Annotated in this window: 16 protein-coding genes; 4 read left to right on the forward strand and 12 right to left on the reverse strand. The window is 72.3% G+C overall.

Going from position 1 to position 20,411, the window contains the following annotated elements:
* Nucleotides 1–62: 62 nt before the first annotated feature.
* From ACGFMM_RS28155 to abc-f, 5 genes are all read right to left on the reverse strand, one after another.
* On the reverse strand, nt 63–770 hold the full coding sequence (locus ACGFMM_RS28155; protein ID WP_393649261.1) for a ribonuclease HII: 708 nt from the start codon (nt 768–770) through the stop codon (nt 63–65).
* A 96-nt stretch (nt 771–866) separates the two neighbouring features.
* Nucleotides 867–2,711, reverse strand: coding sequence for a DUF4153 domain-containing protein (locus tag ACGFMM_RS28160; protein ID WP_393649262.1), 1,845 nt, complete (start codon nt 2,709–2,711; stop codon nt 867–869).
* Nucleotides 2,712–2,945: 234 nt separating this feature from the next.
* Nucleotides 2,946–3,857, reverse strand: coding sequence for an ADP-ribosylglycohydrolase family protein (locus tag ACGFMM_RS28165; RefSeq protein ID WP_393649263.1), 912 nt, complete (start codon nt 3,855–3,857; stop codon nt 2,946–2,948).
* A gap of 12 nt (nt 3,858–3,869) precedes the next feature.
* A complete protein-coding gene (locus ACGFMM_RS28170; protein WP_393649264.1) occupies nt 3,870–4,529 on the reverse strand; it encodes a histidine phosphatase family protein in 660 nt (219 codons plus the stop codon).
* Nucleotides 4,530–4,562: 33 nt separating this feature from the next.
* Nucleotides 4,563–6,188 carry a ribosomal protection-like ABC-F family protein gene (gene abc-f, locus ACGFMM_RS28175; RefSeq protein ID WP_393649329.1) on the reverse strand — a complete coding sequence of 542 codons (1,626 nt, stop codon included), beginning with the start codon at nt 6,186–6,188 and terminating at the stop codon, nt 4,563–4,565.
* Nucleotides 6,189–6,274: 86 nt separating this feature from the next.
* On the opposite strand from abc-f, the gene ACGFMM_RS28180 reads away from it, so the two are divergent.
* The gene (locus tag ACGFMM_RS28180; RefSeq protein WP_393649265.1) at nt 6,275–6,949 is read left to right on the forward strand and encodes a TetR/AcrR family transcriptional regulator; all 675 of its coding nucleotides are present in this window, start codon (nt 6,275–6,277) and stop codon (nt 6,947–6,949) included.
* On the opposite strand, the gene ACGFMM_RS28185 is transcribed toward ACGFMM_RS28180, so the two are convergent.
* A complete protein-coding gene (locus ACGFMM_RS28185; RefSeq protein ID WP_393649266.1) occupies nt 6,950–7,555 on the reverse strand; it encodes a YdbC family protein in 606 nt (201 codons plus the stop codon). It abuts the gene before it with no gap.
* 131 nt (nt 7,556–7,686) lie between these two features.
* Between ACGFMM_RS28185 and ACGFMM_RS28190 the strand changes: the two genes are divergently transcribed.
* On the forward strand, nt 7,687–8,658 hold the full coding sequence (locus ACGFMM_RS28190) for a DUF1152 domain-containing protein (protein ID WP_393649267.1): 972 nt from the start codon (nt 7,687–7,689) through the stop codon (nt 8,656–8,658).
* Nucleotides 8,659–8,765: 107 nt separating this feature from the next.
* Nucleotides 8,766–9,296 (forward strand): TerD family protein, encoded by a 531-nt coding sequence (locus tag ACGFMM_RS28195; protein ID WP_393649268.1) that lies wholly within the window; start codon nt 8,766–8,768, stop codon nt 9,294–9,296.
* Between the two features lie 60 nt (nt 9,297–9,356).
* Here ACGFMM_RS28195 and ACGFMM_RS28200 read toward each other — a convergent pair whose 3' ends face one another.
* The 3 genes from ACGFMM_RS28200 to nrdR form a co-directional block, all read right to left on the reverse strand.
* The gene (locus ACGFMM_RS28200; RefSeq protein ID WP_393649269.1) at nt 9,357–10,457 is read right to left on the reverse strand and encodes a hypothetical protein; all 1,101 of its coding nucleotides are present in this window, start codon (nt 10,455–10,457) and stop codon (nt 9,357–9,359) included.
* Nucleotides 10,458–10,614: 157 nt separating this feature from the next.
* Nucleotides 10,615–13,503 (reverse strand): vitamin B12-dependent ribonucleotide reductase, encoded by a 2,889-nt coding sequence (locus ACGFMM_RS28205; RefSeq protein ID WP_393649270.1) that lies wholly within the window; start codon nt 13,501–13,503, stop codon nt 10,615–10,617.
* Nucleotides 13,504–13,685: 182 nt separating this feature from the next.
* A complete protein-coding gene (nrdR, locus tag ACGFMM_RS28210; protein WP_393649271.1) occupies nt 13,686–14,195 on the reverse strand; it encodes a transcriptional regulator NrdR in 510 nt (169 codons plus the stop codon).
* Nucleotides 14,196–14,743: 548 nt separating this feature from the next.
* On the opposite strand from nrdR, the gene lexA reads away from it, so the two are divergent.
* The gene (gene lexA, locus ACGFMM_RS28215) at nt 14,744–15,535 is read left to right on the forward strand and encodes a transcriptional repressor LexA (protein ID WP_393649272.1); all 792 of its coding nucleotides are present in this window, start codon (nt 14,744–14,746) and stop codon (nt 15,533–15,535) included.
* A gap of 179 nt (nt 15,536–15,714) precedes the next feature.
* Here lexA and ACGFMM_RS28220 read toward each other — a convergent pair whose 3' ends face one another.
* The 3 genes from ACGFMM_RS28220 to ACGFMM_RS28230 all read right to left on the reverse strand — a co-directional run bounded on the left by ACGFMM_RS28220 (nt 15,715) and on the right by ACGFMM_RS28230 (nt 20,365).
* A complete protein-coding gene (locus tag ACGFMM_RS28220) occupies nt 15,715–17,688 on the reverse strand; it encodes an ATP-dependent DNA helicase (RefSeq protein WP_393649273.1) in 1,974 nt (657 codons plus the stop codon).
* Between the two features lie 75 nt (nt 17,689–17,763).
* On the reverse strand, nt 17,764–19,584 hold the full coding sequence (locus tag ACGFMM_RS28225) for an IucA/IucC family protein (RefSeq protein ID WP_393649274.1): 1,821 nt from the start codon (nt 19,582–19,584) through the stop codon (nt 17,764–17,766).
* 61 nt (nt 19,585–19,645) lie between these two features.
* Nucleotides 19,646–20,365: a GNAT family N-acetyltransferase gene (locus ACGFMM_RS28230; protein ID WP_393649275.1), complete on the reverse strand. Its 720-nt coding sequence runs from the start codon at nt 20,363–20,365 to the stop codon at nt 19,646–19,648.
* Between the last annotated feature and the right edge of the window lie 46 nt (nt 20,366–20,411).

Below are 20,411 nucleotides of genomic sequence, written 5' to 3' on the forward strand. Positions count from 1 at the left end.
CGTGCGGCCCGGCCGGTGGACCGGGCGGTGATCCGACCGCTCCGGCGGCCGGATCGGGGCCGTCAGAAGTCGAAGCCGAGCTGGCCCCCGCTCTCCAGTTCGGCCGCCTCGGCGGAGAGCCGCACCTTCTTCAGGTGCCGCCACCTGGGCAGAGCATCAAGGTACGCCCAGGAGAGCCGGTGGTACGGGGTGGGGCCCCGCTCCTCCAGCGCCGCCTTGTGCACCGGCGAGGGATAGCCGGCGTTCGCGCCGAACCCGAAGGCGGAGCAGTCCTCCCCCGCCCCGAGCTCGGCCATCATCGCGTCGCGCTGCACCTTGGCGAGGACCGAGGCGGCGGCCACGGCGATGCAGCTCTGGTCGCCCTTGATCACCGTGCGGACCGTCCACGGGCTGCCCAGGTAGTCGTGCTTGCCGTCCAGGATCACCGCGTCGGGGCGGACCGGCAGCCCCTCCAGGGCGCGGACCGCGGCCAGCCGGAGCGCCGCGGTCATGCCGAGTTCGTCGATCTCCTCGGGGGAGGCCTCGCCCAGCGCGTACGCGGTCACCCATTTCTCCAGCTCCACGGCGAGTTCGCCGCGGCGCTTGGGGGTGAGCAGCTTGGAGTCGGTGAGCCCGGCGGGCGGGCGGCGCAGTCCGGTGACGGCCGCGCACACCGTGACGGGACCGGCCCACGCCCCGCGTCCGACCTCGTCGACCCCTGCGACGATCTTGGCGCCGGTGGTGGCTCGGAGCGAACGCTCGACGCTGTGAGTGGGTGGTTCGTAGGGCATGGCGCCTGACAGGTTACGCCGATGCGCGCCGCGGGCGGAACCCGGTTTCCGGTCCGCCCGCTTCGGACGCGCTCCGGCGGTCGTACAGGCCGTGCGTCAGGGCGTCCCGTACGGGTCGGTCGGGGCGTACGGGTCGCCGTCGCTGTCCGGGTCGTAGTCGTCGTCGACGACGTCCCGGAACTTCGGTCCGCAGGCCCCGGGCGTCCAGTGGACCTTCCGGTCCTCGAGGATGTCCCGGGCCCGTTCGCGGCTCCAACTGGTCGCGTACCAGGACTCGTCGGCGATCAGCCGGTTGTTGATGTCCACGAGGGCGCAGGAGCGCTTCGGCTCGGGCAGCCGGTCCAGGGCGGGCACGGCGTCGGCGGACAGGCCGCCGACATAGTCGACGTCGATCTTCCCGAGGCGCTCGTAGCGGTCGACGTTGTTCTGCGCGATGATCGCGTCCGGTGAGATCAGGCCGAAGCCGAGCACGCCGACCGCGGCGCTCGCGGCGACGGCGCGGGGCAGCAGCCGGGCGCCGAACACCCCTGCGGCCATGATGAGAAGAAGCACGACGCCGAGCCAGATCTCCATCGCCGCGACCGAGATCCGCAGCCGGGTCAGCCCGTACGCGTCGACGTAGAGGTCCATCCTGCGCAGCGCGGACGCCACCACGACGAGGGTCAGCACGCACAGCGCGCCGAGCACGGCACGGACCAGGGTCCGGTCGCGGGCGTCGGAGCGCGGGGCCCAGCGCAGGGCCAGGCCGATGACCACGAGCGTCAGCAGGGTGGCGATGAGCAGCTGCCAGAAGCCCTGGCGGGCGTACGCGCTGTAGGTGAGCCCGGTCTCCTTGAGGACCTTGTCGTAGCCGCCGAACAGCACGGCCAGCTGGACCGCGTTGAAGGCGGCGAACAGCAGGCAGAGGACGACGAGCGGGAGCGCCCACTCCATCCGGGCGCGAGCGCGGCCCGGCGAGAACTCCATACGGTCCCAGCGCAGCGGGGCCGCGCCGGTGCGGGCCACGGCCATCGCGCCGAACAGGCCGAGCAGGAACAGCGAGAAGCGCCACGGGGCCTGCACCAGCGAGATGTCCGGCAAGAGCGAGCCGAGCAGATCCGCGAAGGCGGCGTCGGCGCCGGCGAACAGCGCGCCGAAGACGATCAGGAGGACGAGGGCGACGAGGACCGGGCGCAGCACCGGCCCCACGCGGCTGCGCGAGTCCTCGGCGCGGGCGCGCATGCTCCGCCAGGTCCAGACGGTTCCGGCGCCGAGGGAGTGCGCCAGGCCGAAGGGGCTGAACAGGATGCTCGGCCAGCCGCGGCCGCCGTGCAGGGCGAACGCGGTGAGGGCCACGGCCGTGACGACGGCGAGGAAGGTCGGCCAGCCGGCGTCGATCAGCGCGGGCACGGCGAGCAGCGCGAGGCCGCCGAGCGCCCAGACCAGCGTCCACGGGCGCAGGCGGCGGCCGGCGGCGCGGGCGGCGAAGCCCGCGGCAAGGACGGCCGGGACGGCGATGAGCAGCAGGTTGACGCCCAGGCCGCCGTCCATCAGGAGAGCGGTGAGCAGTGCGGTCGCGAGGATCGCCCACAGGGTCGGCGAGGTCGCGCGGGCGGGGGCCGGCGGCCGCAGCTTGTCGAGCGGGTCGTGCACCGGTCCCTGGCCCGGCGGCACCCAGGGCTGGTACGCGGGATGGGCGTACGGGCCCTGCTGTTGCGGCCGCCGCGGGCCGGAGGGCTGCTGTGAGGCCGGTGCCGGTACGGCCGGCTTCGGCTGTGCGGCTGCCGGTACGGCCGGCGTCGGCTCCGTCGGCTTCGGCTCGGCGGACTTCGGCGCTGCCGGCTCCGGCTCCGCCGGCTTCGGTACGGCCGGAGTCGAAGCGGCCGCAGAAGCATCGGCGGGACTCGGCTCCGCCGCCCTCGGTTCCTCGGGCGACGGCGGTATGGACTCGGTGTCGGACATGGGACCCCTCCCCTCCCCGGCACGACCGGCCGAGGTGGGGGCGTCGCGGCGACGGTGGTCCGGGGTCTCTTCGGCGCACGCGTTTCATGATCGGCAGCGTGCGGTGCCCGACAGGCTAGCGCCGGGGCGTGGTTCTGGCTCCGGACCGGACATGCAGGGGCGCATGCTGTGGCAGGACCGTGACAGAGCCGCGCCCCGAGCGGCAGCCGCATGCGCCGCCGGCGCGAGGGCAGCTCAGGGGCGGACGCCGTCCGGCAGCCAGGCGGGCAGGGCCTCGGTCTGGTCCAGCCAGGCGGCCGGGGGCAGCCCGAGGGCGGTGGAGGCGACGACGCCGCCGGCGATGGCGCAGGTGGTGTCGACGTCGCCGCCGACCTGGGCGGTGGTCCAGAAGACCTGTTCGTAGTCGCCGAGCGCGCGGGCCGCGGACCAGAGCGCGAAGGGCACCGTGTCGTGCGCGCTGGTGCGCCGGCCGCTGCCGAGGACCGCGGCGACCGTCGCCGCGTCGGCGTAGTCGAGCATGTCCCGGGCCCGCCGCAGCCCCGCGCCGACCGCACTGCGCGGGACGAGGGCGACGACGCCGTCGAGCAGCGCCTCGGGCGTCGGCGGACCGGCGGGGTCGGCGGCGAGCGCGGCGGCTGCCGCCACCGCCATGGCCCCGACCACGGCCTCGCGGTGCTGGTGGGTGGTGTACGCGGAGATCTCGGCCTGGTGCGTGGCCTGCTCGGGGTCGTCGGCGTACCAGGCGCCGAGCGGGGCGACCCGCATGGCGGCGCCGTTGCCCCAGGATCCCTGGCCGTTGAACAGCGCGGAGGCGAGCTCGCGCCAGTCTCCGCCCTCGCGGATCAGGCGCAGCATCCGGTTGACGGCGGGGCCGTAGCCCCGGTCGAAGTCGTGGTGGTGGGCGAAGGAGTGGGCGAGGGCGTCCTGGTCGATCCGCTCGTGGGCGGCGAGGACGGCGACGACGGAGCAGGCCATCTCGGTGTCGTCGGTCCACTGCCAGGGGCCGGCGGGCGCCTCGCGCCGCTTCAGCAGGGGGTAGTTCACGGGGACGAAGTACTGGGAGCCCAGGGCGTCCCCCACGGCCAGGCCGCGCAGGCTGGCGAGGGCGCGTGCGAAGCGCCGTTCGGGAGAGGAGTCAGCGGTCATCTCCCCCTCACTCTATCCGGTGCCGCCGTACGGTTCCGGGGTCCGCCAGCGCTCGAACGGCCGGTCCAGGGTGTACCGCCCGTTCTCGCCGAGCAGCAGCGTCCTGGTCTCCCCGTTGCCCGGGTTGGACAGCGATTCGAACTCGGCGACCGTCCAGTGGAACCAGCGCATGCAGAACAGCCGCATGGTGAGCCCGTGGGTGACCAGAAGGACGTTCGGCGGATGGTCGGGCGCCTCGAAGCTGCGATGGAGGCTCTCCAGGAACGCCCCGACCCGGTCGTACACATCGGCCCCGGACTCCCCTTGGGCGAACCGGTAGAAGAAGTGCCCGTACGCGTCGCGGTACGCCTTCTGCAGCCGTACGTCCTCCCGCTCCTGCCAGTTCCCCCAGTCCTGCTCGCGCAGCCGCGGCTCCTCCCGTACCCGTATGCGCTCGGGGTCGAGCCGGAACGCCCGGAGGGTTTGGTGGGTGCGGCGGTACGGCGAGACGTAGACGCTGATCTGTTCGTCGCCGAAGAGCGCTCGCAGCCGCTCCCCCGTCTGCTCGGCCTGGCGCAGCCCGGTCTCGGTGAGCGCGAGCGCGTGGTCGGGCTCGCGTTCGTACACCGTGTCGTCCACGTTCCCCACGGACTCTCCGTGCCGGACGAGGACGATGCGCCGTGGTCGTGCCATGCCCAAACCCTAGTTCGACCACCGCGGCCGGGCTCATTCGGCCAGGCGGCCGGAGTCCATCCGCCGTATCCGGCCGCCGAACCGCTCGCGCAGCCGGCGGTCGTGCGAGACGACGACCAGGGCGCCGGTCCAGCTCTCCAGGGCCTGTTCGAGCTCCTCGACGAGCCCGAGGGCCAGGTGGTTGGCCGGCTCGTCGAGCAGCAGCAGGTCGGCGGGCCCGGCCAGCAGCCGCGCCAGCGCGAGCCGGCGCCGCTGCCCGGCGGAGAGCGAGCCGACGGGGACGTGCAGGTCGGCCGGGCGGAGCAGCCCGTACGACAACAGCAGCTCCTCGCCCTCCTCCTCGGTGAGCGCCAGTCCGCGGCGGAAGACCGCGAGGGCCCGCTCCGCCGGGCGGTCGACGGGTATCTCCTGGGCGAGGTGGCCGATCCGGCCCCGCCGCCGTACCTCTCCCTCGTCCGGGGTGCGCAGCCCGGCGAGGACCGAGAGCAGGGTGGACTTCCCCGCCCCGTTGCCGCCGTGGATGAGCAGCTTCTCGCCCGCTCTGATCGTCAGCTCGTCGACGGCGAGCCGCCCCGCGACCCGCACTCCTGCCATGGACACCAGCTCGCCCTCTGCGCTCCCGGTGGCGGGCCGGGCCGCGAAGGTCAGCGGCCGGGGCGGCTGCGCCACGGGCTCCTCCCTGAGCCGGCGCAGCCGCTCCTGCGCGTTGCGGACCCGGCCCGAGACGGAGGCCTGGACCCGGCCGGCGGCGCGGTCGTACGCCATCTTGTTGTTGTCCTTCGGCCCGCGGCCCACGGCCACGCCGTGGGCGGTGGTCGTGGCGTACTCCTCCAGGCGCGCGGTCTCGGCGCACCACTCCGCGTACGCCTGCTCCCATCTGCGGCGCGCGGCGGTCCGCTCGGCGCGGTAGCCGGCGTACCCGTCGCCGTACCGGACGACCGTGCGGCGGTCGGCGTCGACCTCGACGATCGCGGTGGCGACCCGCTCCAGGAAGACCCGGTCGTGGGAGACCGCCACGACCGTGCCCCGGTGGGCGCGCAGGGTGTCCTCCAGCCAGTCCAGGGCGGTCGAGTCGAGGTGGTTGGTGGGTTCGTCGAGGAGCAGCACCTCGGGGGCGGCGGCGAGGGTGCAGGCCAGGCCGAGCCGTGCCTGCTCGCCGCCCGACAGACTGCCGAGCGTCCGCTCCCGGCCGATGCGGGCGAGGCCGAGGCCGTGCAGGGCCTTGTCGACCCTGGCGTCCGCCTCGTACCCGCCGCGCAGCTCGTAGGCGGTGAGCAGGGCGCCGTACTCGTCCAGCGCGCCGTCGGCGTCCACCGAGCCGAGCCGCGCTTCGAGGTCGCGCATGCGCCGTTCCATGGAGCGGAGTTCGTGCAGGGCCGCGTCGATCGCGTCGGAGACCGTGCGGTCCGCGGGCAGCTGCGGAGTCTGCGCGAGCAGGCCCGAGCCGCCGTCCGTCAGCGTGACCACGTCCCCCTCGTCGGGCGCGTCGAGGCCGGCGAGGATCCGGAGCAGGGTGGACTTGCCCGCTCCGTTCTCCCCCACGATCCCAATCCGTTCACCCGGGCGCACGGTGAGCGAGATCCGGTCGAGCAGGAGCCGGTCCCCGCGGGACACGGTCACGTCGTGGAGCGAGATCTGCGTCGGCAAAAGCGCCTCCAGGGATTCGAATGGTCGGACTAATGCAACTCTCGTCGCGTTACGAGGAGTGTGGCACACTCGACCTCCTAACGCAACGGGAGTAGCAATTGAACGACTCGAGTGAGCAGCCAGTGCCCGCCGCGGCCTCCGAGACCCCCACGACCTCCGCGCCCCCCGCGCCGGGCAGCCGCCGCCCCGGCGGCCGTACCGCCCGCACCCGGGCCGCCGTCCGTGACGCCGTCCTGACCGGCCTGGCCGAGCACGGCTATCCGGGCCTCTCCGTCGAGTACGTGGCGGAGCACTCCGGCGTGCACAAGACGACCCTCTACCGGCGCTGGGGCAGCCTCGAAGGCATGGTGGCGGACGCCCTCGACCTGGCCGGCGAGGACGACTGGACGCCTCCGGACACCGGCAGCCTGGCCGGCGATCTGGGCGCGCTCGCGCGCGAGGTGAGCGACGCCTTCGCCGATCCGGCGGCCGCCGCTGGGCCCACCGCGTTCGTCGGAGCCGCGTTCCAGTCGCCGCGCGCCGCCGAGGCGTTGCACGCCTTCTACGCGGAACGCTTCCGCCGCTGCGAACCGGTCGTCGAGCGGGCCGTCGCGCGCGGCGAGGCCCCGCCCGGCACCGACGCGGGCGCCGTCGTCCGCGCCGTCTCCGCGCCGCTGTTCCTGCGCCTGTTCGTCACCCGAGAGCCGGTCGGCGCCGCCGAAGCCGACCAGGCAGCCGCGGCGGCCCTGGCGGCGGTCGAGGCGGGGGCGTTCCTCACCCAGGAAGCCCGCTGATCACACCGTCCAGGCGGACTCGAGCTGCACCACGTCGCCCGCCATGGCCGCGACGTCGGCCTCCGTCTGGGCCCGCAGGCCGAGGCGTTCGACGCGCTCCGTGCGGTACTTGCCGTGCTCCGCGGCCGAGTGCCACAGCGACAGGACCAGGAACTCGTGCCCCGGCGCCTCGCCGAACAGCCCGCGCAGCATTCCCGGCGAGCCGGCCATGGCCGGGTTCCACACCTTCTCCTGCATCAGGGCGAAGTGCTCGACCCGCTCCTCGTGCACCCGGCAGTGCGCCACCCGCGCCACGTCCGCGTCGGCGAAGCGCGGCTCGAAGCCCGTCTTCACGTCGAAGCGGTGGTCGAACAGCTTGACCTGCGCGTCCTTGAAGGAGCCGGCCTGCGAGGCGGCGAGCCGATCGTGGGCCCGCGCCATGAAGGAGTCGTAGAACGCCCTGCTCTCCCAGAACGAGAACACATGGGCGACCTCGGGCCGTCGCCGGCTCCAGCCTCCGCCCTGCCCCCGGAACCCCGGCTCCCCGAGCAGCCCCGCCCACTTCCGCTGCCCCCGCTCGAACCCCCGACGGTCCACCACGGTGCAGCGAATCCACTTGACCAGCACCGCGCCATGGTACGGCTCCGGACGACGCCCCGTCAGAGGTCTGCGCAGCGATCACCCGCTGCACAGCGCCTCGTTCGCCCCCACCGCCCCCGCCGCCCCACCGACCGCCGCGAGCTCGCACAATGATCGGCATGACGGCTCTGCACACCAATCCCCTGTTCTCCCGCCTCGATTCGGCCCGACGCGTCCTCGTCACGGGCGCGGGCGGCGGCTACGACATCTACGCGGGGCTGCCGATCGCCTTGTCCCTGCTCCACCAGGGCAAGGAGGTGCAGCTCGCCAACCTGACGTTCAGTTCGCTCGGCGGGCTGCCGCTCGACGCGTGGCTCGCGCCCGACGTCGCCCTGGTCACGCCCGAAACCTCGCCCCACCAGGCGTACTTCCCCGAGCGCAGCCTCGCCCAGTGGCTCAAACTGCACGGCTACCCGAGCACGGTCCACGCCTTGGACCGGGTCGGGGTGCAGCCGCTGCGCGCCGCGTACCGGGCGCTGATCGAGCACTACGAGACGGACGCCGTCGTCCTCGTCGACGGCGGCACGGACATCCTGATGCGCGGCGACGAGTCGGGGCTCGGGACACCCGAGGAGGACCTGACCAGTGTGGCGGCGCTCGCCGGACTCGGGGACATCCCCGGCCTGACCGAGCGGCTGCTGGTCTCGATCGGCTTTGGTGTGGACGCCTACCACGGCGTCAGCCACGGCCTGGTCCTGGAGAACATCGCGGCCCTGGAGCGCGATGGGGCGTACCTGGGCGCGTTCTCGGTCTCGCGCGCCACCCGCGAGGGCGCGCTCTACCTGGACGCGGTCGCGCACGCCCGGCACAAGGAGCCGGAGCGCCCCAGCATCGTGAACGGCTCGATCGCCGCGGCGGTCGAAGGCTCCTTCGGGGACGTGCGGTTCACCGAGCGCACCAGCGCCGGCGACCTGTTCGTGAACCCGCTGATGTCCCTGTACTTCGCCTTCGAGCTGAGCGGGGTCGCCGCCCGCTGCCTCTACCTGGACCGCATCGAGCAGACCCACCTGATGCGCCAGGTGGCCAGCGCGGTCGCGGAGTTCCGTGACGAAGTCGTACGGCAGCGGCCGCCCCTTCGTTACCCGCACTGATCCAAACCTGTTCGGATCGGCATGACAGGATGAACAACCTGCCTGTGACCACGGGCAGTTGCCCGGTGGGCAGGTCCGAGGCGGGATTGCGAGAGAGGGGATTGACGGTGGGCGGTCTCAACAAGGGGGTCGGCAAGGTCGAGGTGACGCTCAAGTGGGACCCCAGTCCGATCGGCGCGCCGGAGCACGACCTCGACATCATCGCCGGCGTGTACACGACCGAGGACCCGTACGGAGCGCCGGTCTACCTGGTCCACTTCGGCAGCCGGTCCCCCGACGGCACGATCACCCTGAACCGGGACAGCCGTACGGGTCAGGGCTTCGGCTACGACGAGGCGATGACCGTGGAGTTGGAGCGGATCGCCCCCGCGTACGGACGCGTCGTCGTGGGCGTGGCGATACAGCAGGGCGGCGGCCGCCGGACCTTCGGGGAGGTCGCCGGCCGTGGGGTCCTGGTCCGTGAGGGCCATGTGGAGCTGCTGGCGGACGACTTCTCCGCCCTGGCGGACTCGACGGCGGCGACGGTCGTGGAGTTCACCCGGGACGGCGCGGACGGCTGGGAGTACCACCCGATCCCCCGCGGCTTCGACGCGGACCCGCAGGAGTTCGCGGCGCGCATGGGCGCCCGGCAGGTTTAGCCCGGCGACGTCGGCAAAGGGAGCGGGCCCGGTACGGCACTCTGCGCCGGGCCCGCTCCTTCACAGACTGCGGAAGGCCCGCAGACCGAGTGCCGGTGCCACCTCGCCCGCGATCCACGTCAGCCGCTCATCGCCGGCGGCAAGCCCCTCCCGCGCCGTCGCGCACCAGTCCGTACGGTCGACCAGGGCGAGGTACGAGGCCCGCGCCTCGTCCCAACGGGCCTTGAGGGCGGGGTCATCGGACCACGCGGGCGACTCCTTGCCCAGATACGCGGCGACCAGCGTGGCCGCCACGTATCGATCGGCCGTCGGACCGAGGCGTCCGACCTGGCGGACGTACGCCTCCAGCACCGTGAGCGCGTGCGGGTAGTGGCGCAGGGAGGTGCCCATGCCCTCGCTGTAGGTCATGACGCGGAGGATCCGCCCCGTGGTGTCCATCACCTCGGCGTCGTCCCCGTGCGCGACGACGGCGTGGTGGAGCACCGTCACCCGCGCGATGTGGTCGACGACATAGCTGTCGAGGAAGTTCCCCTCGGCCGTCCCCCTCCGCAGCAGCCACGGCACGACGGCCGGATCGTCCGCGCGCCGGCACAGTGCCGACACCGCATGGACCCGACCCCACTCGGTGACCCGCTCGGCCAGCCAGATCAGCGCCTCGACACCTCCCGGCAGGCGTTCCAGTGCCCCCACGGCAAGGGAGCCGAAGGGGTTGCCGAGCAGGCCGACGGTCTGGATCCGCGGAATGTCGTCCGCCGTACCGGCCTCGGCGAGCAGGGCCAGTCCGATGCACACGGAACCGGCATCGGTGCCATGTCTGATCAGCCACCGGCCCGTCTCCCGGACTCTGGCCGCCGGCGCCTCCCGGGCGGCCCGGCTGATGTGCTCGTTGTGGCGGTACTCCGCCGGAAGGCCGGCAAGCCTGCGGGCCAACGCGCGCGGCGGAATTCGCGGGTGGTCGAAGTACATGTCGAGCACCGCAGCGGCGTCGACACCGGCGCGGGTGTGGTCGCGCGGCAGACCGGCCCGGAGCCGTCCCAGGCCGCGGGGCAGCACCCCGCCGCGTGGAAGGGGCTCGTTCGGCGTCAGACGATGCAGCCGCAGGGCGTACTCGAAGACAGTGGTCGGGGCACCGGGCAGGCCGGTGTCACGGGCCGCGTTCACCGGCTGAGGGAACACTCGATTCTGTTGATCATGTCCCGCAGCGTGACACCACCGCGTCCCCCTCGGCAAGCCCTTCACAAACGCCGAGGGCGGTGGCCCGGAAACCCGGCACCACCGCCCTGACGGGGTGTGTCACCCCAGACCTACACGCCCGCGATCAGCTGCAGCCGCTGGTCGAGCCGCAGCCCTCGCAGATGTAGCAGGAGCCGGCGCGCTGCATCTTGGTGCCGCAGGAGAAGCAGAGCGGGGCGTCCGCGCTGATGCCGAGCTGCATCTCGACCAGCTCCGCGGAGGTGTGCGCCTGCTTCGGGGCCGGGACCTCGGCCTTCGCGACCGGGGCGGCGACGGCCTTCAGCTCCTGGGCGCGCGGGCCGGACTGGGCCAGGCCCTCGACGTCGACCTCGTCGTCGGCGGGCTCGTAGGAGCCCGTCTCCAGGTGACGCTGGCGCTCCTCGGCGGAGTGGATGCCGAGCGCCGAACGGGTCTCGAAGGGCAGGAAGTCCAGCGCCAGGCGGCGGAAGATGTAGTCGACGATCGACTGCGCCATCCGCACGTCCGGGTCGTCCGTCATGCCGGCCGGCTCGAAGCGCATGTTGGTGAACTTCGAGACGTACGTTTCGAGCGGAACGCCGTACTGAAGGCCGACGGAGACGGCGATGGAGAAGGCGTCCATCATGCCCGCGAGGGTGGAGCCCTGCTTCGACATCTTCAGGAAGACCTCACCGAGACCGTCGTCCGGGTAGGAGTTGGCGGTCATGTAGCCCTCGGCGCCGCCGACGGTGAAGGAGGTGGTGATCCCCGGGCGGCCCTTCGGGAGGCGCTTGCGGACCGGACGGTACTCGACGACCTTCTCGACGGCCGCGCGGATCGTCGCCTCGGACTTCGCGGTGACCTCGGTCTTCTCGTCGTCCTTCTTCTTGGCCGAGAGCGGCTGGCCGACCTTGCAGTTGTCGCGGTAGATCGCGAGCGCCTTGACGCCGAGCTTCCAGGCCTCGTAGTAGATCTCCTCGACCTCTTCGACGGTCGCCGTCTCCGGCATGTTGACCGTCTTGGAGATCGCGCCGGAGATCCAGGGCTGGATCGCGGCCATCATGCGGACGTGGCCCATCGGGGAGATGGCGCGCTCGCCCATGGCGCAGTCGAAGACCTCGTAGTGCTCGGCCTTCAGGCCGGGAGCGTCGATCACATTCCCGTTCTCGGAGATGTGGGCGACGATCGCCTCGATCTGCTCCTCCTGGTAGCCCAGGCGGCGCAGGGCCTGCGGGACGGTGCCGTTGACGATCTGCATCGAGCCGCCGCCGACCAGCTTCTTGAACTTGACCAGGGCGAGGTCGGGCTCGACGCCGGTGGTGTCGCAGGACATCGCGAGACCGATGGTGCCGGTCGGGGCGAGCACGGACGCCTGGGAGTTGCGGAAGCCGTTCTTCTCGCCGAGGCGGACCACGTCCTGCCAGGCCTCCGTGGCGGCGGCCCAGACCGGGGTGTCCAGGTCGTCCATGCGGACGGCCGTGCCGTTGGCGTCGGCGTGCTGCTTCATGACGCGGTTGTGGGCCGTGGCGTTGCGGGCGTAGCCGTCGTAGGTGCCGACGACCGCGGCCAGCTCGGCGGAGCGGCGGTAGGCCGTGCCGGTCATGAGGGAGGTGATGGCGCCGGCGAGGGCACGGCCGCCGTCGGAGTCGTACGCGTGGCCGGTGGCCATCAGCAGGGCGCCGAGGTTGGCGTAGCCGATGCCGAGCTGGCGGAAGGCGCGGGTGTTCTCGCCGATCTTCTGGGTCGGGAAGTCCGCGAAGCAGATGGAGATGTCCATCGCGGTGATGACCAGCTCGACGACCTTCTGGAAGCGCTCGGCCTCGAAGGACTGCTCGCCCTTGCCGTCGTCCTTGAGGAACTTCATCAGGTTCAGCGAGGCCAGGTTGCAGGACGTGTTGTCCAGGTGCATGTACTCGCTGCACGGGTTCGACGCGGTGATCCGGCCGGACTCGGGGCAGGTGTGCCAGTTGTTGATGACGTCGTCGTACTGGATGCCCGGGTCGGCGCAGGCCCAGGCGGCCTCGGCGATCTTGCGGAAGAGCGCCTTGGCGTCGACCTCCTCGATGACCTCGCCGGTCATGCGGGCGCGCAGGCCGAACTTGCCGGCGGTCTCGACGGCCTTCATGAACTCGTCGTTCACACGGACCGAGTTGTTGGCGTTCTGGTACTGGACGGACGTGATGTCCTCGCCGCCCAGGTCCATGTCGAAGCCCGCGTCACGCAGGACGCGGATCTTCTCCTCCTCGCTGACCTTCGTCTGGATGAAGTCCTCGATGTCGGGGTGATCCACGTCGAGGACGACCATCTTGGCGGCGCGGCGGGTGGCGCCACCGGACTTGATCGTGCCGGCGGAGGCGTCGGCGCCGCGCATGAAGGAGACCGGGCCGGAGGCGTTGCCGCCGGAGGAGAGCAGCTCCTTGGAGGAGCGGATGCGGGAGAGGTTCAGGCCGGCGCCGGAGCCGCCCTTGAAGATCATGCCCTCTTCCTTGTACCAGTCGAGGATCGACTCCATGGAGTCGTCGACGGACAGGATGAAGCAGGCGGAGACCTGCTGGGGCTGCGGGGTGCCGACGTTGAACCAGACGGGGCTGTTGAAGCTGAAGATCTGGTGCAGGAGGGCGTGGGCCAGCTCGTGCTCGAAGATCTCGGCGTCGGCGGGCGAGGCGAAGTAGGCGTGCTCCTCGCCGGCCTTCCGGTACGTCTTCACGATGCGGTCGATCAGCTGCTTGAGGCTGACCTCGCGCTGCGGGGTGCCGACGGCCCCCCGGAAGTACTTGCTGGTGACGATGTTGACCGCGTTCACCGACCAGAAGTCGGGGAACTCGACGCCACGCTGCTCGAAGTTCACCGAGCCGTCGCGCCAGTTGGTCATGACGACGTCACGACGCTCCCAGACCACCTCGTCGTACGGATGCACGCCGGGGGTGGTGTGGATGCGCTCGATGCGCAGGCCCTTGCTCGCCTTGGCACCCTTGGCTCGGGAACCTCGTGCCGGACCGCTCGCCGTCTCTGTCATGCCGTCCTCCCATATACGGGCAAAACACCCTGCAGCGCCCAGATAATCCCAGGGCACCATCTTCTGTAATGCGTTCTGTACTGCTGCCACGGGTTCCGCGCTCGCGACGCCCGGGGCTGGTCTGCGTGTCCGGCCGCGCTGCGGCCGGTTCGCCGGACTCACGTGGGTCCGGCGCCGCCGGATCAGTCGGCGGCGACGGCGGGAACGGGGACCTCGGGGGCCCTGCCGGTCTCGCAGTCCTCAGCGTGGGGCCGCTCGCGGAGTTCCGCGATGGCGGCCTCGAAGTCCTCCAGGCTGTCGAAGGCCTTGTACACCGAAGCGAAGCGCAGGTACGCGACGAGGTCGAGTTCCTGCAGGGGGCCGAGGATGGCCAGGCCCACGTCGTGGGTGGTCAGCTCGGCGCTGCCGGTGGCGCGCACCGCCTCCTCGACCCGCTGGCCGAGCTGGGCGAGGGCGTCCTCGGTGACGGGCCGCCCCTGGCACGCCTTGCGCACGCCGGAGATGACCTTGGTACGGCTGAAGGGTTCGGTGACGCCCGCCCGCTTGATCACCATCAGTGACGCGGTCTCCACCGTGGTGAAACGGCGGGAGCAGTCGGGGCACTGGCGCCGGCGCCGGATCGACGTCCCGTCGTCCGTGGTGCGACTGTCGACGACACGACTGTCGGGGTGCCTGCAGAAGGGGCAATGCATGACTTCCGACCCTCCCTCACGGCACGACTGAATAGCCTCGACAGGCCCGGTCAAGGCCCTTCGAAGCAGCCACCAGCATAGGCGATGCGCTTGCCCCCGGAAGACCGGGGACCACAACTTGTGGGTGGCTGTCGCCATACAACCACTAGATCTGGTGTCGGGCCGCTTTTTCCGCGCATGCGCGTGTCGCGCGCCGCCGCGGGCGCGGGGTACACCGGGGATCGCCGAAGAGCGTACGGGAAGGGTCTGGCGGACCGGAAAGCGGGCTCCACGGACGGCCCAGCCGCGACGCGGACCCGCGGCCCCGGGGTCCATGGATCCGGGCGCCCCTGGTGCCACACTGGGGACGGACCCCCGCCCGGGCCGGGCAGGCCTGGGCCGGTAGCGTCATGGACCGAAACGCCGCCGGGAACGGGCCTCGTATACACCTAGTCACACACACGCGTAAGACAATCTGCGATTTTTCACTCGAACGTGTGTTTGGCGCAACCTTTCGAAAGCCACTACCGTTGTCCAGCTAGGGAGACCATTCGAGAGGGGCCGACGACGTGACCACCACCGCAGACAGTGCCACCATCACTGCCCAGGACCGCCAGAGCCGACTCGAGCCGGTGCATGCCATGAACGACGCAGCCACGAACCCGGAAGGGCTCGAGCCCTCGCGCCCCGCGCGCTCGCTGCCAGGACGACCTCCCGGCATCCGGGCGGACAGCTCGGGACTCACGGACCGGCAGCGCAGGGTCATCGAGGTCATCCGGGACTCGGTCCAGCGGCGGGGTTATCCGCCGTCGATGCGTGAGATCGGCCAGGCGGTGGGACTGTCCAGCACGTCGTCCGTGGCCCACCAGCTCATGGCTCTGGAGCGCAAGGGCTTCCTCCGCCGCGACCCGCACCGGCCGCGCGCCTACGAGGTCCGCGGCTCCGACCAGCCGAGCACCCAGCCCACGGACACCAGCGGCAAGCCCGCCGCCTCGTACGTCCCCCTCGTCGGCCGGATCGCGGCCGGTGGCCCCATCCTCGCCGAGGAGTCGGTCGAGGACGTCTTCCCGCTCCCCCGCCAGCTCGTCGGCGACGGTGAGCTGTTCGTGCTCAAGGTCGTCGGCGACTCCATGATCGAGGCCGCGATCTGCGACGGCGACTGGGTCACCGTCCGCCGCCAGCCCGTCGCGGAAAACGGAGACATCGTCGCCGCGATGCTGGACGGCGAGGCTACAGTGAAGCGTTTCAAGCGGGAGGACGGCCATGTCTGGCTGCTTCCGCACAACGCTGCGTACCAGCCGATCCCCGGCGACGAGGCCACCATCCTCGGCAAGGTGGTGGCGGTGCTGCGGCGGGTGTGACCCCACCCCGCCGGCTCTGACCGGGCCCCGGGACCCACTGCGCCGGTCCCGGGGCCCTGCTGTGTCCCGGCGTCCCGGAGAGCCCGTCCAGGCTCCCCGGGACCGGGAACACGGCGCTCCGCGCCCGGGAAGCGCCACAGGCCCCAGGAAGCCCCACAGGGCCCTCGGCGAGACGCCCCCTACGCCTCCGCCGCCTTCGAGGCGGCGTCGATGGCCGCCAGCGACCTGCGGACCTGGTTGGGGTCCGTCGTGTACCAGAAGTCCGGCATCGACGCCTTCAGATAGCTGCCGTACCGAGCCGTGGCCAGCCGCGGATCCAGTACGGCGACCACGCCGCGGTCCCCCGTCGCCCGGACCAGCCGGCCCGCGCCCTGCGCCATCAGCAGCGCCGCATGCGTCGCCGCCACGGCCATGAAGCCGTTGCCGCCCGCCTCCTCCACGGCCTTCTGCCGGGCGCTCATCAGCGGGTCGTCCGGCCGCGGGAACGGGATCTTGTCCATCACGACCAGCTGACAGCTCGGCCCCGGCACGTCCACGCCCTGCCAGAGCGACAGCGTGCCGAACAGACACGTCTGCGGATCGGCCGCGAAGTTCTTGATCAGCTCGCCGAGCGTGTCCTCGCCCTGCAGCAGCACCGGGAACTCCGGGATCCGGGACCGCAGCTCCTCCGCCGCCAGCTGCGCCGCGCGCATCGACGAGAACAGCCCGAGCGTCCGCCCGCCCGCCGCCTGGATCAGCTCCGTCAGCTCGTCCAGCATGTCCTTGCGGTCGCCGTCCCGGACCGGCTTGGCCAGGTGCTTGGCGACATACATGATCCCCTGCTTCGGGTAGTCGAACGGCGAGCCGACGTCGATGCCCTTCCACACCGGCAGCTCGTCGCCCTGCGTCCCCTCCGGCGCCAGCCCGAGCGAGGCGCCCACCCCGTTGAAGTCCCCGCCCAGCTTGAGCGTGGCCGAGGTCAGCACCACCGAACGGTCCGCGAAGAGCTTCTCCCGCAGCAGCCCCGAGACCGAGAGCGGGGCGACCCGCAGCGAGGCCCCGAAGCGGTCGTGCCGCTCGTACCAGACCACGTCGTACTCGGAGCCCTGGGTGATCCGCTCGGCCACCCCGTGGACGGTCTCCACCGAGGCCAGGGCCTGCTTGCGGACCGCGTCCTCGTCCTGCACGGACTTGTCACGGGTCGAGCCCAGCGCGCTGATCACGTTGCGGGACGCGTCGCGCAGCGCCATCAGCGCGTAGCCCAGGTCCTCCGGGATCTCCTCCAGGCGGCCCGGCAGGGCCAGCTCCATCAGCCGCTCGAAGCCCTCCGCGGCGGTCTGCAGCTGGTCCGCGATCTTCTCGTCCACCAGCTTCGCGGCCCGCTTGACGGCCCGGTTCACCTGGCCCGGCGTGAGCTCGCCGGTGGCGACGCCGGTGACCCGGGACACCAGCTCGTGCGCCTCGTCCACGATCAGCACCTCGTGCTGCGGCAGGACCGGGGCGCCCTCGATGGCGTCGATGGCCAGCAGCGCGTGATTGGTCACCACGACCTCGGAGAGCTTGGCGCGCTCCCGGGCCGCCTCGGCGAAGCACTCCGCGCCGTACGCGCACTTGCTCGCGCCCAGGCACTCGCGCGAGGCCACCGACACCTGCGCCCAGGCCCGGTCGGAGACGCCCGGCGTCAGGTCGTCCCGGTCGCCGGTCTCCGTCTCGTCCGCCCAGTCGCGCAGCCGCAGCAGGTCCTGGCCCAGCTTGCTGGTGGGCGCGGCGGCCTCGAACGGGTCGAAGAGGCCCTCCTCCTCGTCCTGCGGGACGCCCTCGTGGAGGCGGTGCAGACAGAGGTAGTTCGACCGCCCCTTGAGCATCGCGAACTCCGGGCGCCGGCGCAGCTGCGGATGCAGCGCGTCGACCGTCCGCGGCAGGTCGCGCTCGACCAGCTGGCGCTGGAGCGCCAGCGTGGCCGTGGCCACCACCACCCTCTCCCCCTGGGCGAGCGCGGGCACCAGATAGCCGAGGGACTTACCGGTGCCGGTGCCGGCCTGGACGAGGAGGTGGGAGTTGTCGTCGATGGCTTCGGCGACCGCCTCGGCCATGGTGACCTGGCCGGGCCGCTCCACGCCGCCGACGGCGGAGACGGCGGCATGGAGGAGATCGGGGAGGGATGGCTTCGTCATAGCCCGACCAGCCTACGGGGCGGCACTGACACTCCGATCGCACGCGCCGCTCGTGCGAACGGACGGGCGAACCGTTCAGGCCAGCGGATTGGCGACCGTGCCGTGCACCGCGGCGTGCGGGCGCTCGGGCCGGTCCCGGTAGCCGTCCAGATGCAGCCGGTTGCGGTTCAGGCAGAGCCGCTCGATCCGCGGGGCGAGCAGGTCGAAGAGCTCGAACCGTTCCTTCAGCTCGGGGAAGCGGGCCTGGTGGCGCAGGATCTCGGCGCGTACCAGCTGCCAGAATTCACCCTCGGGGACGTCGAGTTGGTCCTCGCAGAGCGGGGCGAGATAACGGAAGACGCCGACGAAGAGCCCGGAGTGGATGAACTGGGTGAGGAACGAGGGCGCCTCGGTGAGCAGCACGGCGCGGACGTCGTCCGGCATGGCGTCGTGCTCCGGAAGCGGCCGGGCGCTGATGTTCACGTCGTCCACGAAGTCCTTGATCGCCAGGCGTACGGGGACGTCCCGGTCGTCGTAGACCACGATCGCGTTCTCGCCGTGCGGGGAGAAGACCGTGCCGTACCGGTAGAGGAAGTGCAGCAGCGGCGGGAGCAGCGCGGCGAAGAGGTGCTGGAGCCAGGCGCGGGGGTCGAGCCCGGAGCGGGCGACCAGCTCGGCGACGAAGGCCCGGCCGTCCGGATCGGTGTGCAGCAGGGCGGCGAGAGTGCGGGCCCGCTCGCCCGGCGGGAGCCGGAGCGGCTCGCGCCAGATCGCGCCGAGCAGCTCCTTGTACTGGTACGGGACCTCGGGCAGCCGGTCGTACAGCGGGTGCTCGACCGTCACCGAGGCGACCTCGCCGAGCAGGATCACCCCGCATTCGTCGCGCAGGAACGGGTCGGCGTCGCGCAGCCCGTGGACCCAGGCGGTGACGGCGGGGGCGGCGAGCGTGCGCTCGGTCGGCAGCCCGCGCCAGACCAGCGTGTTGAGCACGGAGAGCGGGAGTTTCACGGTGTGCCGGTCGGGCCGGCTGGTGTTCAGGAAGGTGCGGACGGACTGCTGCGGGACGCGCAGGTCGTCGTCAGTGAGCAGCGGCACGATCGAGCCGTCCGCGACCGCGGGGGCGAAGAGCGGTAGCAGCGTCTCGTCCCACTGCCAGGGGTGGACGGGCAGCAGGAGGTACGCGGCCGGGTCGAGGCCGCGGCCGCGCAGCACGGCGTCGAAGCGCTCCCGGACGGCCGGGTCCAGCTCGTGCTCGTAGAGCCGGGCGGGCGTGGCGAGGGCGGCGGTGCCGCGGTACCGGGCCAGCGAGCGGGAGACCGCGATCCACGGCAGCGGGCTCGCCTGCCGGGCCTCGGGGGTCCAGCGGGCGGCGTCGGCGGCGGAGAAACCGACGCGGCCCTTGTTGACGACGATCCAGGGGTGCCCGGCCTGGTGGCCTTCGAGCGCGGCGTAGTCGAGGTCGGCGAGCTCGGCGGCGGCGAGGGCGGTGTGGCCGAGGCGGGCGTCGGCGGCGAGGGTGGTGGTGAGCTCGCGGATCAGGTGCCCGAGGGTGGCCCCGTCCAGTCCGAGGGCCTGGCGGGCCCGGACGAGGAAGTCGAGGGGGTCGGTCAGCGGCCGGCCGTCCCGGGTGATCGACTCCGGGTCGACGCGCCAGTGGCCGTACGCGCCGCGGCGGGCGGCGAAGGCGAGGACGGAATCGTCGTCGAGGCGGAGGGTGTAGCCGCCGGGGCCGGACGGGCGCGGTTCGAGGATCTCCTCGTAGGCGAACTCGCCGATCATCTTGGCCAGGAGCCGGACCGCGGCATGCGTCCAGGCCGCGGGGTTCAGCTCGGCGGGCGCGAGGAGCGGCGCGGGCTCAGTTCCGGTCAGAGGCGTGGGCAGTGGTGCGGAGTCATGGGTGGCAGGGGTCGACGGCACGGGGACTCCTCAAGGTATGAACCGCTGTGGGCAGGGCGGTGTAAGCACGTCGGAGAGTGGTTCACAGCACGTGCCGCAGGTCCCGGTCGCGGACCATGAGCGCGGCGCGCTTGTCGGGGAGCTCCAGTTCCGCGGCGTAACGGAATCCGGAGCTCAGGAAGGCGGAGACGGAGGGCGTGTTGCGGATGTCGGGTTCGGCCACGACCCGGCCGCAGCGCGGACGGTGGTCGAGGACGAGGTCGGCGACGGCCCGCAGCAGGACCGTGCCGAGGCCGCGCCCCCGGTCCCTTCCGCCGCCGATGAGCAGGTGGACGCCGGTGTCGTGCGGCCGGGCCGGGTAGTGGCGGGCCAGCGGGTCGAGGTCGGCGCGGTAGAGCTCGAAGTAGCTCATGGGCGTGCCGTCGAGGACGCCGAGGCAGGGCACGCTGCGGCCGTCGCCGCCGAGTTGGGCCCTGAGGTGGTCGGCGGTGACGGATTCGGGGCCGGCGAGTGCCCAGAAGGCGTCGACGGCGGGGTCGTTCATCCAGCCGGCGACGGTCCCCAGGTCGCGGTCGAGCCGTACGGGCACGAGCCGGAAGGAACCGGCGGGCGTCCGCGCCGGGCCCCAGGCGGCGACCGAGTCGAGCAGGTCGCCGGCCTCGGGCGGGCCGTTCCCGGCGTCGGTGCACAGGGCGAGGAGGTCCGCGGGGAGGCGGAGCTCCAGGGTGGTGTCGTCCGCGCCCGCGGGGGACGGCGGGCGGGTCGGGGCTCCGGTGTCGGTGCGCGCATCGGTGGGAGGCACGGGCGCTCTCCTCTCGGCGGTGGACAGAGCGGTGGGCAGAAGGGGG

This window comes from Streptomyces sp. NPDC048604, from assembly GCF_043199435.1.
In the GTDB taxonomy this organism is placed as follows: Bacteria; Actinomycetota; Actinomycetes; order Streptomycetales; family Streptomycetaceae; genus Streptomyces.